Origin of the sequence: Pseudomonas sp. SZ57 (genome assembly GCF_009495975.1) — a bacterium.
In the GTDB taxonomy this organism is placed as follows: domain Bacteria; phylum Pseudomonadota; class Gammaproteobacteria; order Pseudomonadales; family Pseudomonadaceae; genus Aquipseudomonas; species Aquipseudomonas syringae.
In genome coordinates, this window is record NZ_WIBD01000004.1 from 22,596 (window position 1) to 36,455 (window position 13,860).

A 13,860-nucleotide genomic window follows, 5' to 3' on the forward strand; every position below is an offset into this window, starting at 1 on the left:
CTTCTGTTATAGCTATTCGCCAGTAATTTTCATAGGCTTATGACTGTTTCAGAACGATCCGTTGGTCTGTCCGCAAGGTTGAAGACCGGGCTTCAACCTTGCGGGCAGCCACTCAAGTTACATCTTGAATCGTGTAACGACGCCGTTCATTTCAATCGCCAGTCTCGACAGTTCGCCACTGGCAAGGGAAGTCTGATTGGCGCCCTCGGTACTCTGTACGGAAAGGTCGCGAATACTGATCAGATTGTGGTCAATGGAACGAGCCACCTGCGCCTGCTCTTCGGAAGCTGTAGCGATCAGCGTGTTCATGTCATTGATTTCTTCGATACGCCGGGCAATATCGTCAAGCGCCGCACCGGCCTCATGTGCAATCCCCAGAGTATCCTGCGCGCCCATGCAGCTTTCCTGCATCGACCGGGTGGCTTGTTCGGAGCCCTCTAGAACGGCGCCGATCATTTGCTCGATTTCCTGGGTCGACTGCTGAGTACGATGCGCCAGTGCCCGGACCTCATCCGCCACGACGGCAAAACCGCGCCCCTGCTCGCCGGCACGCGCAGCTTCAATAGCGGCGTTGAGGGCGAGCAGGTTGGTTTGCTCGGCGATGGTACGGATCACCGCGAGGACTTTGCTGATGTCGTTGGATTGCCCGGCCAGACGCTGCACATCGGCGCTGGTGGCAAGCACCGTGGCGCTCAGTTTTTCGATCGCGGTGACGGTACTGGCCACTCGCTCGGCTCCGCGCACTGTGGAGGCATTGGATTCTTTCGCTGCGTCAGATGCAGCCGCTGCGTTGCGCGCGACCTCATCCACCGCTGCGGTCATTTCGTTGACCGCTGTGGCGGCCTGCTCGATCTCCTGATTCTGACGACCCAACCCGGTACTGGATTGCACGGTGATGGAGTTCATTTCTTCGGCAGCGGAAGCCAGTTGCTGTGACGAGTTGCCGATCAGGCCAATGGTTTGTCGCAGGTTCTTCTGCATGGCCAGTGTCGAGCGTTGCAGTTCGGAAAACTCGTCGTCACCCGTGACCGGAATGTCACCACGAAGATCACCGCTGGCAATACGCTCATTGACCGACAACAATGATTTCAAAGGAGTGACAATACTGCGCGTCAACAGAACGGCGAGGATGATCGTAATAATCAGCGACGCGATAATAATAACTACGGTAAAGGTGAAGCCGCTTTTATACGACGCCATTGCATCTGCACCCAAACTATCGGCCTGCTCGATATTCATCTGAACCAGTTCATCCACTGCCGTTTGCAAGGTCTCGGTAATGGGCACTATGTTGACGTCGGTAAACATTACAGCCCCGGCGTTGTCGCCTTTCTGACTAAACTTGAGCACCGTCTCCAGAAGTGACGCAAACTTCTGGGCGGAGGTGTTGACCGTTTGATAAAGGCTTGCCTCGCTGGCATTGCTTACAAGTGGCGCGTACGCGGCAGACTGCTTGAGCATTTCCTCTCGCGAGGCTTTCACTCGCGCCGCAGTTGCTGCCTGGGCCTGAGGATCGGACTGCCCGATCAGCCGCCGTACATCCAGCCGCAAGCGCATGGTAGCGCTGCTTACCTTGTTCGCTACGATGATGCTGGCCATAGCGTTATTCTGCAGCGTGTCCATGCTGGACCGTAACTCGCCCATTTTCCATAGCGCGATCCCTCCCAACGCAATGAGCAGGCAGGTGATCAGCATAAAGCTCATCCCGGCACGAACAGCGACCTTGACGTTTCTCATCTTGTTACCTTCGGAGGTAGGTACGGCGTGGACAATCTCAAGACACGGTCGATACCTTCAGTCGCCCGATTGGACAGGGACTTCACTCAAGAGGTCGACAGTTGAAATTCGTTATACCGCTTTCCCGAGGAAATCATATCGGGAATAAAAGTGCGCACTCCGAGGAAACGAAAACAGACAAGACATTCAACAAGACAGCCGTTGCATAACCGTAGGATGACGATCGAAATATGAATAAATAAAAATATATAGCCATCTGACATCGCGAGTATAACACCGCGCAACGCCGTGAAATGCAAAAGTTTCAAACTTCCCGAAATAAGTTTAAAACACCCAATGAACGTAGATGTTGCACATCAAGCTGTTGATTCAAAGGACGTTTATACGCAACACCCAATCAGACGTTTGCCAACGGATTAAACGCGTTTGAGCACAACGGCATGCAAACGAGTGCAGTAGATATCGCGAGGTGCGATGAACGGACCGTTACCGATCCGTTCATCGCGCACCGGATCAGCTACGCGCCATGATTTTCCAGGCGCGGTGGATCTTGCCGTTACGGGCGAAGTCCTGATCGATGGTGTGCGCGGTAATATCTTCGACCGCATAACGCTGACTCAGGTTTTCATCGAGCACAAACTTGCGGAAGTTGTTGGAGAAGTACAACACGCCACCCGGTGCCAGACGTGCCATGGCCAGATCGATCAGCTCGACCTGATCACGCTGGACATCAAAAATGCCTTCCATGCGCTTGGAGTTGGAGAACGTCGGCGGGTCGATGAAGATCAGGTCGTACTCGTCGCGGTTGGCCTGCAGCCAGGCCATCACGTCGCCCTGCTCCAGACGATTCTTGTCGGAGAAACCGTTCAACGACAGGTTGCGACGCGCCCAGTCCAGATAGGTCCGCGACAGGTCGACGCTGGTGGTGCTGCGCGCACCGCCCTTGGCAGCATGCACACTGGCCGTCGCCGTGTAGGCAAACAGGTTCAGGAAACGCTTGCCGGCCGCCTCGCGCTGGATACGCATGCGCATCGGGCGGTGGTCGAGAAACAGCCCGGTGTCCAGGTAGTCGGTCAGATTGACCAGCAGCTTGACGCCGCCTTCGCTGACTTCCAGAAACTGGCCCTGGGCACTTTGGCGCTCGTACTGCTTGGTGCCGCTCTGACGCTCGCGACGCTTGATCACCACGCGGTTCTTGTCGATGTTCAGTGCTTGCGGAATGGCCGCCAGCGCATCGAACAGCCGGGCTGAGGCCTTTTCCGGATCGATGGATTTGGGTGCTGCGTATTCCTGAACATGCACCCAGTCGTGATACAGATCGATCGCTAGCGAGTATTCAGGCATGTCGGCGTCATACACGCGGTAGCAATCGATCCCTTCGCGACGCACCCACTTGCCCATCAGCTTGAGGTTCTTTTGCAGGCGATTGGCAAACATCTGCCCGCCTTCGCTCAGGCGCGCCTGTTCGACCACCACCGGTTCCGGCTTGATCGGGTTGCCGTTCTTGTTGAGTTTGCGCTCAACGACTTCAACCTCGACAGGGTTTTCGCGTTCGATCTGACGCTGCTCGGGGGTGCGTCGCTCGCCGGTCACGAACTGGTCAGGCGTGACCTTGATCAGTAGCAGTTTGCACGGCAAGGCGCCGTTCCAGAACGAATACTGTTTGTGACTGCGAATGCCCATGCGCTTGCCCAGGTCCGGCGCGCCGGTGAACACCGCAGCTTCCCAGTTGAGGCAGGCCTGACGCAGGCGCTCACCGAGGTTCTGGTAGAGATACAGCAGGCTGGCTTCATCTCCCAGACGCTCGCCGTACGGGGGGTTGCAGATCACCAGGCCTTTCTGGTTCTGGTCGGGACGCGGTTCGAAGGTCGCGACTTCGCCCTGATAGACCTTGATCCAGTCGCTCAGGCCGGCACGTTCGATGTTGTTGCGTCCCGGCTGGATCAGCCGCGGATCGGCTTCGTAACCGCGAATCCACGAAGGTGTCTTGGCCAAACCGGCTTCGGCGCGGGCCAGCGCTTCGTCGTGCAGCTTGCGCCACAGCGCCGGGACGTGGCCCAGCCAGGCCGAGAAGCCCCAGCGTTCACGCTTGATGTTCGGGGCGATGTCGGCGGCGATCATACCGGCCTCGACCAGGAACGTACCGACACCGCACATCGGGTCAGCCAGCGCGCCGCCCTCGGCAGCGATGCGCGGCCAGCCGGCGCGGATCAGGATGGCGGCGGCGAGGTTTTCCTTCAGCGGTGCAGCGCCCTGCTGCAGACGGTAACCGCGCTGGTGCAGGCTGTGCCCGGACAGATCGAGGGACAGAATGGCCTCACCGCGATCCAGACGCAGGTGCACGCGCAGATCGGGGTTGATCTTGTCGACCGAAGGGCGCTCGCCATCCGGGGTGCGCAGCTTGTCGACGATCGCATCCTTGACCTTCAGCGCACCGAAATGGGTGTTGTCGATGCCCGAACCATGGCCACTGAATTCAACGGCAATGGTGCCGTCGGATTCGAGATGGTCCTGCCACTCGACATCCAGTACGCCGTGGTAAAGGTCTTCGGCATCCTTCATCGGGAAGCGCTTGAGCACCAGCAACACGCGGTTGGCCAGGCGCGACCAGAGACACAGCCGGTAAGCGGTCTCCATGTCGGCCGAGCCGCGAATGGCTGAAGTGTGCTCGCGGGTCTCTTGCAGACCCAGCGCAGTGGCTTCCTCGGCAAGCAGGCCTTCAAGGCCCTTGGGGCAAGTGAGGAAAAGTTCGTAGCGATCCGACATGTGTATTCCAGGGCCTGAGCCGTCTGCGGCGGGCAACGCATTGCCCTGCCAGATTTGAACAGGCGTCTTTCATGGAGAACGCCTGCGTGGCACGTGATGTGTGCCGGTCCACCGCATGATCCTGTCATGTCATTGCGGCAGTTTTGGCGCGTATTAGAACAGATATCAGGCAAGGCGATGTCGGCAATGAAGGCGCGCAGTCAAAAGTCTTTTTTTGAAAAGTCACATTTTTGCAGCCTTGCTGTGACCCTTCGTCGCTTAAACAGCCAAGGCATTGAGCCAGTATATGAGCCTGATAAGCGATCTCAATGGGCTTGCAAACCCCCATGTTCACGGGGCTGCAGAAAAAATCGTGGTTGAAGCAGGTCATCGCTTATTGCTCGACAGACCTGAATATGACGTGCTTATGACAAAACGATCATTCACACCGCCCTGCGCTTTGGTTAGAAATCGTCTCAGGTCATCGCCGCAATGGGGATGGCATCAAGGCCCGCGACGCCGGCAGCGGGCCCCAACGGCAGAAGATTCTGCCCGACCTCAACACGGGGTCTCAGGGATATTACAGTCAACAGACGAGGGCATTACCCTATGAGAAGACTTAAGCGTGATCCGTTGGAAAGAGCATTTTTACGCGGTTATCAATACGGCGTTCATGGTAAATCCCGTGAGCTTTGCCCTTTTACTCTACCGTCAGTACGCCAGGCATGGATCAATGGCTGGCGCGAAGGACGCGGCGACAACTGGGACGGTATGACCGGCACTGCGGGCATCCACAGACTCAACGAACTTCACGCGGTCGGATGAGGCGATTCACATCAAAGACTTTCAGGCCTCTGTCGGGCCATACATGACTGACTGATTCACACCTGCACCATGCACGCCCGACCCGGGCGGCGGGCCAACGCCCAGGGGCTCTCTTGCAGAGCCCCTTTTTTTTACCCCGGGTTCAGCGTGCGGCGCGAGGCATTGCCGCAATGGCATCCACCGACTCGCGAATCAGCGCAGGGCCCTTGTAGATGAACCCCGAATAGATCTGCACCAGACTGGCACCCGCAGCGATCTTCTCGGCGGCATGCCGGCCTTCGGTGATCCCCCCGGCGGCGATGATCGGCAGACGACCCGCGAGCTCACCGGCCAGAACCTTGACGATGTGCGTGCTTTTTTCCCGAACCGGAGCGCCCGATAAACCGCCTGCCTGATCAGCATGCGGAAGGCCTTCGACGCCTTGGCGGCTCAGCGTGGTGTTGGTGGCAATGACTGCGTCCATACCGGACTCGATCAGGGCTGCGGCCACCAGCACGGTTTCTTCGTCGGTCATGTCCGGGGCAATCTTGATCGCCAGCGGCACACGCCTGCCATGCCGTTGCGTCAGTTCCTGCTGACGCAGGCTCAGGGCCTGGAGCAGTTGCTTGAGCGAATCGCCGAACTGCAGGCTGCGCAGCCCCGGCGTGTTGGGCGAACTGACGTTGACCGTGACGTAGCTGGCATGGGCATAGACCTTGTCCAGGCAGATCAGGTAATCGTCGACCGCGCGCTCGACCGGCGTGTCGAAGTTCTTGCCGATATTGATGCCCAGAACACCGCGATACTTTGCTGCTTCGACACGGGACACCAGGTTGTCGACGCCCAGATTGTTGAAGCCCATGCGGTTGATGATCGCCTCGGCGTTGGGCAGGCGGAAAATACGCGGCTTGGGATTGCCCGGCTGCGGACGTGGCGTCACTGTGCCGATCTCGACGAAACCGAAGCCCAGTTGCGCGAAGCCATCGATGGCCGCACCATTCTTGTCCAGGCCGGCTGCCAGCCCCACGGGATTGGGAAACTCAAGGCCCATCACACTGACCGGCAACTTCGCCGGGGACTTGCTCAGCAGGCCATTGAGGCCCAGCCGTCCGCCTGCACCGATCAGGTCCAGCGACAGGTCATGAGAGGTTTCCGGGGAAAGTTTGAACAGTAACTGGCGGGCCAGGTTATACATGGCGGGATGGGCTCGTGAGCAGCTGAATTCAGGGTGGCGATTATAGACGTGTGCGGGCCTGTCAGGCGAGGCGCGCGACAAACTTGTTGCTCGCCCTCCCCCGGCGATGGCATATGCCTTGCTTGAAACCGCTATCGGCACTCACTCCAACGGCGGAGCGGTGCATGGACAACGGCGTCGCTTCAGCCCCTTGCACTGGCACTTAGCGTTATATACAGCCCTGGAAAGCCCGAATTACAGGGTTTTTCACGCTTCTGCCAGAAGGGCGTAGGAGCGAACTTGTTCGCGAAGACCGTGTTTCAGACGATAGATTTTCAGCGATTGTACCGGCCCTTTCGCGAACAAGTTCGCTCCTACCGCCTCCGGCCAGAATCAAAAACAGACTTGTATATAACGAAGAGCGACTCGGCATCGGGTCGGACGACGCCTTTTTTCTGGACGGACCTTTGATGAAGCACGCGCGATGAACGAACGAACCGGTAATGCGCTCGACTGGGTGGCCGGTAGCGACGCCCCGGAAATGAACAGCCTGGACGTGGGCTTCATGGCATTGACCGACTGTGCCCCGCTGGTGGTCGCGGCCACGCAGGGTTTCGCCCAGCCTTACGGCCTGAGCCTGAACCTCGAGCGTCAGACCTCCTGGGCCGGGCTGCGCGACAGACTGGTCAGCGGACAACTGCAGGCGGCACACAGCCTGTACGGTCTGATCTATGCGGTGGAACTGGGCATCAGCGGTGGCCCGGCGACCGACATGGCCATCCTCATGGGGCTCAACCAGAACGGCCAGTGCATCAACCTGTCCCGCGAGTTGCAACAGGCGGGCGTGATCACTCCTGAAGCACTGGACAAACGCGCGCACCAAAGCGGCTCAAAGCTGACCTTCGCGCAGACCTTCCCCACCGGCAACCATGCCATGTGGCTCTACTACTGGCTGGCCAGCCAGGGCATTCATCCGCTCGATGATGTGAACAGTGTCGTGGTGCCGCCCACGCAAATGGCGCAACACCTGCAGGCCGGGCGCATCGACGGTTTCTGCGTCGGCGAACCCTGGGGCGCCAGCGCCGTTCAGCAGCAACTGGGCTTCACCATGGCGACCAGCCAGTCGATCTGGCCGGATCACCCGGGCAAGGTGCTGGGCTGTACCCGTGAGTTTGTCGAGCAGAACCCCAACACCGCCAGAGCGCTGATCATGGCCGTGCTGGAAGCCAGCCGCTTCATCGAGGAAAACGATCATAACCGGCGCAGCACCGCGCAACTGCTCAGCGGTGCCGATTACCTGGACACCTCGGTGGACTGCATCGAGCCGCGTTTGCTCGGCCAGTACAGCGACGGTCTCGGCAATCGCTGGCAAGACCCTCACGCGGTCAGCTTCCATGCCCAGGGACAGGTCAACTACCCCTGGCTGTCTGACGGCATGTGGTTCATGACCCAGTTCCGACGCTGGGGCCTGTTGCGCGAAGACCCGGATTACCTGGCGGTGGCCAGCCGTGTGCAGCAACTCGACCTGTACTGTCAGGCCGCCAGTGCGCTGGGCATCGACGTACCTGCCGCGACCTTGCGCAGCAGCCAGCTGATCGATGGCAGGGTCTGGGACGGCAGCGATCCGGCGGGCTACGCGCGTAGCTTCAAGCTCCACTCGCTGGCCGACGACGTGCCCGCTGTGGCCAGTCGTTGAAGGAGAACGTAACCATGCTGCGTATCCTGCTTATCAATGACACCGCCAAAAAGGTCGGTCGCCTCAGGTCAGCCTTGATAGAAGCCGGTTTCGACGTGATCGACGAATCCGGCCTGATCATCGACCTGCCCGCACGCGTTGAAGCCGTACGCCCGGACGTCATCCTCATCGACACTGAATCGCCAGGTCGCGACGTGATGGAGCAAGTGGTGCTGGTCAGCCGCGACCAGCCACGTCCCATCGTGATGTTCACCGACGAGCACGATCCAGGCGTGATGCGCCAGGCGATCAAGTCCGGGGTCAGCGCTTATATCGTCGAGGGTATTCAGGCGCAACGGTTGCAACCGATTCTGGATGTAGCAATGGCCCGCTTTGAAAGCGATCAGGCGCTGCGCGCGCAATTGCATGCCCGCGACCAGCAACTGGCCGAGCGCAAGCGCATCGAACTGGCCAAGGGGCTGCTGATGAAGATGAAGGATTGCAACGAAGAAGAGGCTTATACGCTGATGCGACGTCAGGCAATGAGTCGCCAGCAGAAGCTGATTCAGGTGGCCGAGCAGATTATCGCGATGAGCGAACTGCTGGGCTGAAGCCACGAAGAACGCCTGCCCCCACAGGCGTTCTTCACGAGTTACAGGGGCGCAGCCTGTCAGCTCAGCTGCACATCCTTCATCGCCGGCACGTAGCCGTAGTCATACTCTTCCTGCACGAACGAGCGGTCGCCCTTCAACAGGATTCTGACCGTCGGCGCCTCGGTGCCGCCGATACGGTAGTCATCGCCGGTGGTGGGCACGCTGTCGATGAACGAAGTCACCAGGCCGTTCGGCATCACGCAGTGGGAGTACGTCTGGAAAGGCTGTGCAGGCGGATTGCCCAGCACCAGTCCGGATGCGTTCATCGGCCGGTAAGGCCCGAACAAATGCTCGCCCACAAAACCGTAAACGCCATCCGGACCGGTCACACCGTCGGCATACGTAAACTTGTGACTAATGGTGAACAAATAATACTTGCCGTCCTGAAAGACATAATGCGGACGTTCGGTCTGATCATTGACACCCACCGCAGTGACCAGTGGCGGTAATATTTCCCACTCTTCACCGCTGAGATCCTTAGCAACCGCCAGCCCGATACAGCCCACTTGAAAACGCGCACCCCCAACTTCTTCATGGCCGGGTGGCACCGGGCCAAGTTCCGCAGCGCCAACGGTATGCGTACCGCGTTCGCCGGCGACATTACCTTCAAAGACCATATACAACTTGCCATCATTGGGATCAATAAACGGACTCGGGTCGCGGAAGTTCCACGTCGAGTTCTGCGCTTCGGTTTGATAATAAGTGCCGTCGGCCTCGAACAGTTTTTTGACCTGGGTAAAGTCTTTCAACTCCACGCCCTGATCGGATGTCACAATACGGCCGCGTACTTTGGCAATCGTCGCCCCCGGTGTCACGCAGGTGTAGTAAAGATCGATATCACCCTTGTCATTCAACAGTACCGGTGTGCCCGCCCACTCACGGGTGGTGGGCGACACGCCTTCGGCCATGACCCGACCACCGAAGATCCAGTTCTTGCCGGTCCGCGAATACCAGTAGCACATGCGCGCCCGCCCGTGACGATCTTCCCAGTCGCGCTTGATGTCGTAGCGGCCGTTGGCGCCGAGATACTGCGGGTCATCGGGATGGCGATCAGCTGTCAGCGTGACAATGACCGACCAGCCGTTGACCGAGACCACCGTGCCGTCAAGCTCGCGCAACGGCATGGTGTCCCAGATGAAGACCTTATCACTCATGACCGGAAAGTCCGCTTTTACCAACGGTTGCGTGGTGGTCGGGTCATTTTCATTGACCTTCAACGCATCGGCTCGGGACCAGATGGTAGGTGCGTAATTGATGTTACTCATGATGATGATGTCCTTTGCAGGCGCCTGTACAAGCAGCGCGGATAGGAAGGCAACACGGCAGGCATGGGTGCAATGCCGAGGTGCAGGGTGTGTCGGGCATTCAGGTGTCGAGGACGACCGGAAGCCGATAAAAGAGCGAGTAGCCGATTACTTCTTTCAAAGTAAGCATTTATCGAAATTGACTGGCAAACTGCAACTACAGATTACCGGATTGAAAAGTGAAATCACTTTCTGCTGAATAAGCGTCACACGTTGCGACAGAAGCGATGCTCTCAGACATACCACGCAAAGTAAATTAAATATTTGCAGCGTTGTTATCGTACAACTGTGCGAGCCGCGCATTAACTTATATACATTAAGGTCATCATAGCGGCGTATCGAAACAGCATCACAATGACAGTACTTACACGCAAAACTGATGGCACATTAAATAATATTAAATAGTTTGAACTTTAATAAAATATTCTTGAATCCTGTTAACTGCCTGTTTCTGTTGACTGATACGAACTGTGCAAGCCGTTATCTGGCTTTTCGCCGCCACGCCCTTTTTTGCAGCGTACCTGCCGACCCACGCCCGGTTCGAGGTCATACATCAGTCTGCTCGCAGCCCCTGAAAGCCATACAATCTGCCTGCAACCTATGGCCGACGCGCCTGCACGGCCCTTGGCCCGTCTATTGCTAAAGCAATCGCACCGGTAGCCAACGGCGGCTATCACCTTTTACGACAAAGACGTCGCTCATCTCTTTCCGCCCCCGTGGACAGAGAGGCGACGTTTTTGCGTTTTGGCCCCGGCGAAGGGGCCGGTGGAGTCGCCGTCATTCGGAACACTCCACCACAGCGTCTGAATACCCCGTGTCGCGGTCATGGCCCGACTGACTAACTAGCAGATGATGAGGTGTGCACATGGATACAAGCTTCTGGAAGGCAGGCCACAAACCGACCCTGTTCGCGGCCTTTCTCTATTTTGACCTGAGTTTCATGGTCTGGTACCTGCTTGGCCCGCTGGCGGTGCAGATTGCCACTGACCTGCACCTGACCACTCAGCAACGTGGCCTGATGGTCGCCACGCCGATTCTGGCGGGCGCGGTGCTGCGCTTCTTCATGGGCCTGCTGGCCGACCAGCTGTCACCCAAGACTGCCGGGATCATCGGCCAGGTGATCGTCATCGGCGCACTGCTGGTGGCCTGGCAACTGGGCATTCACACCTATGGCCAGGTGCTGGTGCTGGGCCTGTTCCTCGGTATGGCCGGTGCTTCGTTCGCTGTAGCGCTGCCCCTGGCGTCGCAATGGTATCCAGCCCAGCATCAAGGCAAGGCCATGGGCATCGCCGGTGCGGGCAATTCCGGCACTGTGCTGGCCGCGCTGATCGCGCCAGTGCTGGCGGCCAGTTTCGGCTGGGGCAACGTCTTCGGCCTGGCGCTGATCCCGCTGGTTCTGACCCTGATTGCCTTCACCCTGATGGCACGCAACGCCCCGCAACGCAGCAAACCCAAATCCGTGGAGGACTACCTCAAGGCGCTGGGTGACCGTGACAGTTGGTGGTTCATGTTTTTCTACAGCGTGACGTTCGGTGGCTTCATTGGCCTGGCCAGCGCCCTGCCCGGCTATTTCAACGACCAATATGGCTTGAGCCCGATCACCGCCGGTTACTACACCGCTGCCTGCGTATTCGGTGGCAGCCTGATGCGTCCGTTGGGTGGCGCGCTGGCCGACCGTTTCGGCGGGATTCGCACGCTGACCGTCATGTATGCGGTTGCCGCCATCGGCATTGCCGCCGTGGGCTTCAACCTGCCGAGTTCGTGGGCAGCGCTGGCGCTGTTCGTGGCTGCCATGCTGGGTCTGGGTGCTGGCAACGGCGCGGTATTCCAGTTGGTACCGCAGCGCTTCCGCAAGGAAATCGGGGTCATGACCGGCTTGATCGGCATGGCGGGTGGCATCGGTGGCTTCCTGCTGGCGGCCGGCCTGGGCACCATCAAACAGAACACCGGCGACTACCAGTTGGGCCTGTGGCTGTTCGCCGGCCTGGCGGTACTGGCCTGGTTCGGCCTGCTGAACGTCAAGCGCCGCTGGAGAACCACCTGGGGTTCGGCCGCAGTCACGGCGGCTCGGGTCTGAAGCGCCGATGACCCTGCAACTGCAGTTCGCGCAATTCAGCGCCAGCGGACCGCGAGCGGAGAATCAGGACGCCGTGCGCCTGGTTACGCCAGTCCCGGCGCTGGCGGCCAGCAAGGGTTATCTGTTCGCCCTTGCCGACGGCGTCAGCCAGTGTGCCGACGGCGCACTGGCCGCGCAGTCGACCCTGCAGGCGCTGGCCCTTGACTATTACGCCACGCCGGAAACCTGGGGCGTAGCGCAGTCCCTCGATCGCTTGCTGCTGGCGCAGAATCGCTGGCTGCTGGCCAACGGCCTGTTGACCACCCTCAGCGCGCTGGTGCTGCGCGGACGGCGTTTCACTCTCGCCCATGTCGGCGACTGCCGGGCTTATCGCTGGCAGTCCGGGACGCTCAAACGCATCAGTGAAGATCACGTCTGGGAACAGGCCGACATGCAGCATGTGCTCAAGCGTGCGCTGGGGCTGGATCAGTACGTGGTCATGGATTACCTGGACGGCGAGCTGTGTGAGGGCGAACGCCTGCTGCTGGTCAGCGACGGGGTCTGGGCGACGCTGGGCGATGCGAGCATTCGCTCTATTCTAAGTGAACAGCACGACCTCGACGCGGCGGTGAAAACCCTGGTCAGCGCGGCGCACCTGGCCGGCAGTCAGGACAATGCCAGCGCCCTGCTGATCCAGGTCGACACGCTCGGCGAAGACGATTTGGGGGATGCGCTGCTGCAATTGCAACAATGGCCGCTGCCACCCGCGCTCAAGGCCGATCAGGCATTCGAGGGCTGGAAAGTCGGCAGCATCATGGCGCAATCACGCCAGTCCATCGTTTATCGAGTCACCGATATCCATGAGCAGCCCTGGCTGCTGAAGACCTTGCCAGCCAGTCGTCATGACGAGACCGGTGCCGGTCAGGGGCTGCTGCTGGAAGAGTGGTTTCTGCGCCGGGTCGCCGGGCGCTTCTTTCCCGAGATACACCCGCTGCCAGACCGGCAGCATCTGTATTACGTGATGCGCGAGTACCGCGGGCACACACTGGCCGAGCTTTTCACTGGCAAAGGGCCGTTGCCGCTGGCCCAGTGGCAGGACCTCGCCACGCGGCTGCTACGGGCCACGGGCCTGCTGCATCGACGCAATATCATCCATCGCGATATCAAACCGGAAAACCTGCTGCTGGCCGACGACGGCGAGTTGCGCCTGCTGGATTTTGGCCTGGCGTTCTGCCCGGGCCTTTCGGCGGTCAATACCGAAGACCTGCCCGGCACACCGAGCTATATAGCACCGGAGGCCTTCAACGGTGCCGAACCGCATCCGCAGCAGGACCTCTACGCGGCAGGCGTCACCTTGTATTACCTGCTGACAGGGCAATACCCGTACGGTGAGATCGAAGCCTTTCAGCACCGTCGCTTCGGCGCACCGATACCCGCCAGCCGTTATCGGCCGGATCTGCCGCAGTGGCTGAGCCAAAGCCTGGACAAGGCACTGCACGCCGACCCGAACCAGCGTTATGAAACCGCCGAACAGTGGTTGCTGGAACTGGAGCAGGCCGAGCATCGTCCGCTGGTGGCAAAGCCGCGTCCGCTGCTGGAACGCGAACCGCTGAAAGTCTGGCGAACACTGGCCCTGCTCTCCCTGCTGTTCAATCTGGTGCTGATGATCTGGTTGATGAGCCGCCACTGAGCCCTTGCGCCCCGCTTCTGTG

The 13,860-nt window shown here is 59.3% G+C and carries 9 protein-coding genes; 5 read left to right on the plus strand and 4 right to left on the minus strand.

The features are described 5' to 3' along the window. Positions 1-117 precede the first annotated feature (117 nt). Complete coding sequence (locus tag GE543_RS07365; RefSeq protein ID WP_153221106.1) at positions 118-1,737, minus strand: methyl-accepting chemotaxis protein; 1,620 nt, start codon at positions 1,735-1,737, stop codon at positions 118-120. A 513-nt stretch (positions 1,738-2,250) separates the two neighbouring features. Continuing rightward, positions 2,251-4,503: a bifunctional 23S rRNA (guanine(2069)-N(7))-methyltransferase RlmK/23S rRNA (guanine(2445)-N(2))-methyltransferase RlmL gene (gene rlmKL / locus GE543_RS07370; RefSeq protein ID WP_003416174.1), complete on the minus strand. Its 2,253-nt coding sequence runs from the start codon at positions 4,501-4,503 to the stop codon at positions 2,251-2,253. Between the two features lie 588 nt (positions 4,504-5,091). Here rlmKL and rmf point away from each other — a divergent pair. After that, complete coding sequence (rmf, locus tag GE543_RS07375; RefSeq protein WP_002553055.1) at positions 5,092-5,307, plus strand: ribosome modulation factor; 216 nt, start codon at positions 5,092-5,094, stop codon at positions 5,305-5,307. Between the two features lie 142 nt (positions 5,308-5,449). Here the strand turns inward: rmf and GE543_RS07380 are convergent, their stop codons facing one another. Continuing rightward, positions 5,450-6,481, minus strand: a complete 1,032-nt coding sequence (locus GE543_RS07380) for a quinone-dependent dihydroorotate dehydrogenase (protein WP_003346110.1) — start codon at positions 6,479-6,481, stop codon at positions 5,450-5,452. Between the two features lie 463 nt (positions 6,482-6,944). On the opposite strand from GE543_RS07380, the gene GE543_RS07390 reads away from it, so the two are divergent. Further along, complete coding sequence (locus GE543_RS07390) at positions 6,945-8,156, plus strand: CmpA/NrtA family ABC transporter substrate-binding protein (RefSeq protein ID WP_153221108.1); 1,212 nt, start codon at positions 6,945-6,947, stop codon at positions 8,154-8,156. Positions 8,157-8,170: 14 nt separating this feature from the next. Next, positions 8,171-8,746: an ANTAR domain-containing response regulator gene (locus GE543_RS07395; RefSeq protein WP_003416172.1), complete on the plus strand. Its 576-nt coding sequence runs from the start codon at positions 8,171-8,173 to the stop codon at positions 8,744-8,746. A gap of 59 nt (positions 8,747-8,805) precedes the next feature. On the opposite strand, the gene GE543_RS07400 is transcribed toward GE543_RS07395, so the two are convergent. After that, entirely contained in the window at positions 8,806-10,053 is a 1,248-nt protein-coding gene (locus GE543_RS07400; RefSeq protein WP_004410489.1) for a glycoside hydrolase family 68 protein, read from the minus strand. A 904-nt stretch (positions 10,054-10,957) separates the two neighbouring features. Here GE543_RS07400 and GE543_RS07405 point away from each other — a divergent pair. Together GE543_RS07405 and GE543_RS07410 are read left to right on the plus strand one after the other, a co-directional pair. After that, complete coding sequence (locus tag GE543_RS07405) at positions 10,958-12,169, plus strand: NarK/NasA family nitrate transporter (protein WP_153221109.1); 1,212 nt, start codon at positions 10,958-10,960, stop codon at positions 12,167-12,169. A 7-nt stretch (positions 12,170-12,176) separates the two neighbouring features. Then, on the plus strand, positions 12,177-13,838 hold the full coding sequence (locus tag GE543_RS07410; protein ID WP_153221110.1) for a bifunctional protein-serine/threonine kinase/phosphatase: 1,662 nt from the start codon (positions 12,177-12,179) through the stop codon (positions 13,836-13,838). The last annotated feature ends 22 nt before the right edge of the window (positions 13,839-13,860 follow it).

Bases quoted from the DNA above. Each gene is read 5' to 3' on its own strand.
- GE543_RS07365 (WP_153221106.1), bottom strand. From the start codon at position 1,737: ATGAGAAACGTCAAGGTCGCTGTTCGTGCCGGGATGAGCTTTATGCTG.
- rlmKL (WP_003416174.1), bottom strand. From the start codon at position 4,503: ATGTCGGATCGCTACGAACTTTTCCTCACTTGCCCCAAGGGCCTTGAA.
- rmf (WP_002553055.1), top strand. From the start codon at position 5,092: ATGAGAAGACTTAAGCGTGATCCGTTGGAAAGAGCATTTTTACGCGGT.
- GE543_RS07380 (WP_003346110.1), bottom strand. From the start codon at position 6,481: ATGTATAACCTGGCCCGCCAGTTACTGTTCAAACTTTCCCCGGAAACC.
- GE543_RS07390 (WP_153221108.1), top strand. From the start codon at position 6,945: ATGAACGAACGAACCGGTAATGCGCTCGACTGGGTGGCCGGTAGCGAC.
- GE543_RS07395 (WP_003416172.1), top strand. From the start codon at position 8,171: ATGCTGCGTATCCTGCTTATCAATGACACCGCCAAAAAGGTCGGTCGC.
- GE543_RS07400 (WP_004410489.1), bottom strand. From the start codon at position 10,053: ATGAGTAACATCAATTACGCACCTACCATCTGGTCCCGAGCCGATGCG.
- GE543_RS07405 (WP_153221109.1), top strand. From the start codon at position 10,958: ATGGATACAAGCTTCTGGAAGGCAGGCCACAAACCGACCCTGTTCGCG.
- GE543_RS07410 (WP_153221110.1), top strand. From the start codon at position 12,177: ATGACCCTGCAACTGCAGTTCGCGCAATTCAGCGCCAGCGGACCGCGA.